The 3,761-nt window shown below is 71.9% G+C and carries 3 protein-coding genes and 1 pseudogene; all 4 read left to right on the forward strand.

Features of this window, described 5'->3' with window-relative positions:
• Positions 1 to 1,875, forward strand: a 1,875-nt coding sequence (locus AB0J09_RS58860; protein WP_360712081.1) for a proton-conducting transporter membrane subunit, incomplete at its 5' end; no start/stop codon positions are given.
• Positions 1,872 to 2,816: an NADH-quinone oxidoreductase subunit H gene (locus AB0J09_RS58865; RefSeq protein WP_360712084.1), complete on the forward strand. Its 945-nt coding sequence runs from the start codon at positions 1,872 to 1,874 to the stop codon at positions 2,814 to 2,816. The genes AB0J09_RS58860 and AB0J09_RS58865, both read left to right, overlap by 4 nt.
• A gap of 2 nt (positions 2,817 to 2,818) precedes the next feature.
• Positions 2,819 to 3,478, forward strand: a complete 660-nt coding sequence (locus AB0J09_RS58870) for a hypothetical protein (RefSeq protein ID WP_360712087.1) — start codon at positions 2,819 to 2,821, stop codon at positions 3,476 to 3,478.
• A pseudogene (locus AB0J09_RS58875) lies at positions 3,478 to 3,761 on the forward strand (hydrogenase); the annotation flags it as partial. The gene AB0J09_RS58870 and the pseudogene AB0J09_RS58875, both read left to right, overlap by 1 nt.

Raw genomic sequence — 3,761 nt, forward strand, 5'->3', positions numbered from 1 at the left:
GTGGCGGCGGTTGTGGCTGCCGGGGCCGGTCAGCGCTGGTCGGCCTGGCTGCCGGAGCTGCTGCCGCTGGCCGGGATACGGCTGACGGTCGACCCTCTGGGCGGGGTGTTCATCGCGGTCACCGGGGTGGTGGCGGTATGCGCGGCGATCTATGGGATCGGCTACTGCGATCACGGCCTGGACGGGCGCGTGTTCCAGTCCGTGCTGCCGCTGTTCGTGGCGGCCATGCTGGTGGTGCCCGCCGCGGCCAGTGTGAGCACGTTCCTGCTCGCCTGGGAGCTGATGGCGGTGTCGTCGCTGCTGCTGGTGCTGGCCGAGCACTGGCGGCGGGAGGCGGTGGGCCAGGCCGGGCTGTGGTACGCGGTCATGACCCACCTCGGCCTGGTGACGATCCTGGCCGGGCTGGTCGCGTTCGCCGCCGGGGCCGGTGGGGAGAGCTTCGAGCAGCTGCGCGCCGCCGCGCTGTCTCCGGCCGCCAAGACCGTCGTGTTCCTGGCGACTTTCGCCGGGTTCGCCTCCAAGGCGGGCATCGTGCCGCTGCACGTGTGGCTGCCACGGGCGCACCCGGAGGCGCCGAGCCACGTCTCGGCCCTGATGAGCGCGGCGATGGTGAACATGGGCGCCTACGGCGTCGTCCGGGTCGGGCTGGATCTGCTGCACGGTGGGTCGGCCTGGTGGTGGCTGCTGGTGCTGGCGGCGGGCGCGGCGTCGGCGCTGTTCGGGATCTTGCAGGCGGTGGTGGCCTCAGATCTGAAGCGGCTGCTGGGTTACTCCACGACGGAGAACCTGGGCCTGGTACTGGTCGGGGTGGGTGCGGCGGGCTTCTTCGCCGCGTCCAAGCTGCCGGTGCTGGCGGCCTTGGCGCTGGCCGCGGCGCTGCTGCACGTGATCAACCACGCCGCGTTCAAGACGGTGTTGTTCCTGTCGGCGGGCTCGGTGCTGCGCGCGACGGGCACCCGCGATCTGGATGCCCTCGGCGGGCTGCGCACGCGGCTGCCGTACACCACCGTCGTGTTCGCGGTCGGCGCGTTGTGCGCCTCGGCGCTGCCGCCCGGCAACGCCTTCGTCAGCGAGTGGCTGCTGCTGCAGAGCCTGATCCACGCGCTGCCCGGTTCCGGGGTGGCGGGTGCGGTGACGATGCCGCTGGCCGTCGCGGTGATCGCCCTGTCGGCGGGGCTGGCGGTCGCCACCTTCGTCAAGGCGTTCGGCGTGGGGTTCCTGGCCCGGCCGCGCAGCGCAGAGGCCGAGCGGGCCGGTGAGAGCCCGCCGACCATGCTGGGTGCGATGGCGCTCGCGGTGGCGGGCTGTGTGGCTTTGGCGCTGGCTCCCACGCTGGTCGTGCCCGCGCTCGGCAGGGTGGTCGGCGTGGTGTTCCCGACACGGGACGTGGTGAGCGGGGAGCTGACGCTGCGGCTGGCGGGGATCTCGGGGATGATCTCGCCGCTGCTGATCGCCGTCGCCCTGGTGATCGCCGTCGTGGCCGTCCTCGGCCTGGTACGGGTGACCGCTGCGCGGCGGGCACGGCGCGCCGCCCGGCTCTGGGATTGCGGCGCGGGACCGATGTCGGCCCGGATGGAGTACACCGCGACGTCGTTCGCCGAGCCGTTGCAGCGGGTCTTCGACGACGTGCTGGCCCCCGAAAGCGACGTGGACGTCACTCCAGTGAAGGAGTCGGCCTACTTGGTGGAACGCGTGCGCTTCCACGCGCGGGTGCCGGACCGGATCGAGCACCGACTCTACGATCCGCTGACCGCCGCCGTGTCGGCCGTCGGGCGCGGGGCCCGCGCCCTGGCCACCGGCAGCGTGCACCGCTATCTCGGCTACGGGTTCTGGGCGCTGACCGCGGCGATGATCGTCTTGGTGGTGCTGTGGTGACGGGCGTGATCGGAGCGGTGCTCCAGGTGATCGTCGTCGGGGTTGGCTCGCCACTGCTGGTGGGGGCGATGCGGCAGGTCCGCGCCCGGCTGGAAGGACGCGCCGGTGCCGGGGTCCTGCAGCCGTGGCGGGACTTGCGCAAGCTGATGCGCAAAGAGCCGATCACTCCGCGCGGCACCGGCTGGGTGTTCCGAGCGGCGCCGCTGCTGCTGGCCGGCACGGCGCTGGTCGTGGCCGCGGTGGTGCCGCTGGTGACCACGGCCTCGCCGCTGGACGGCGTCGCCGACCTGTTTGCGGTGACCGCGCTGCTGGCGCTGGGGTCGGTGGCGCTGGCCCTGGGCGCGCTGGACACCGGGACGGCGTTCGGCGGGATGGGCGCCAGCCGGGAGATGACCGTGCTGGCGCTGGTGGAGCCGACGATCCTGGTGTCGACCTTCGCGCTGTCGATCAGAGTCGGCTCGACCAGCCTGGGGTCGATCGTGACCGCGACGGTGGAGGATCCGTTGTCGGTGATCTCCCCGGTGAGCGTGCTGGCCGCGGTCGCGCTGGCGATCGTGACGATCGCCGAGACCGGCCGGATCCCGGTGGACAATCCGTCCACGCACCTCGAGCTGACGATGATCCACGAGGCGATGGTGCTGGAGTACGCCGGCCCGGACCTGGCGCTGATCGAGTGGGCGTCGGCAATGCGGCTGTCGGTGCTGCTGGGCCTGCTGGCCAGCCTGTTCTTCCCGCTGGGGATCGCCACCGCGGGCGCGGGAGCGCTCGCGCTGCTGCTGTCGATGATCGCGCTTGTCCTGAAGGTGGGGCTGTTGGGAGTGCTGCTGTCGGTTGGTGAGGTGTTCATGGCCAAGCTCCGGTTGTTCCGCGTTCCTGAGCTGCTGGCCGGTTCGTTCCTGTTGGCGCTGTTGGCCGTGGCCGCTTCCTTCTTCCTGGCGTGAACATGACTGATGCGATGTACGTCCAGCTGCTGGACCTGGCCTGCGGGGCGTTCCTGCTCACGGGCGTGCTGGTGCTGTGGCGGCGCGAGTTGTCGGCGATCGTGTGGCTGTTCGCCCTGCAAGGGGTGGCCCTGACCACGCTGATCGTTGTCCTTGGTGTCTGGCAGGCAGACCTCGAACTGATCCTGGTCGGTCTCGGGGTGGGCGCGTTGCGTGCCGCGCTGCTGCCGTATCTGATGCGCCGCACGCTGGTGGCGAGCGGCGAGGGCCGCGAGACGCAGCCGCTGGTCAACGTGGCGACCTCGCTGCTGGTGGCGGCGGTGCTGGCGATGCTGGCCTACGCGCTCTCCCAGCCGCTGGTACGGCTGTCGCCCACGCCGGCGACGCAGGCCGTGCCGATCGCGCTGACCGTGCTGCTGATCGGGTTCTTCGTCCTGGTGACCCGGCGGCGGGCGCTGTCGCAGCTGGTGGGGTTCCTGCTGATGGACAACGCCATCACCGCTACCGCGTTCCTGACCACCAGTGGCGTCCCGCTCGTCGTCGAGCTCGGGATCTCCTTGGACATCCTGCTGGCCGTGCTGGTGCTGCAGGTGCTGACCACCCGGATACGGGCCGCCTTCGGCGGCACTGACCTGGACGAGCTGCGGGAGTTGCACGACTGATGGACAGCTTGCTGGTGATCGCTCCGGTCGCGGTGCCCGCGGCGGCCGCGTGCGCGTACGCCGTGCTCGGCTGGAACCGCCTCACCGCCTGGCTGGGCGTGCTGGCCGCGGCCGGGCTACTGGCCTGCGCGGTCGCGCTGGCGGCGGCGGGCCGGCTCGACGCGCTGGGCGGGCTGCTGCTCAGCGACGCGCTGAGCGCCTTCATGCTGCTCGTGATCGGGGCGGTCGCGCTGCTGGCCATGCTGGCCAGTCCCGCCTACCTGGCGGCCGAGCTCGCCGCCGG

Origin of the sequence: Nonomuraea sp. NPDC049784 (assembly GCF_040659615.1) — a bacterium.
Taxonomy (GTDB): Bacteria; Actinomycetota; Actinomycetes; order Streptosporangiales; family Streptosporangiaceae; genus Nonomuraea.

Bases quoted from the DNA above. Each gene is read 5' to 3' on its own strand.
- AB0J09_RS58870 (WP_360712087.1), top strand. From the start codon at position 2,819: ATGACTGATGCGATGTACGTCCAGCTGCTGGACCTGGCCTGCGGGGCG.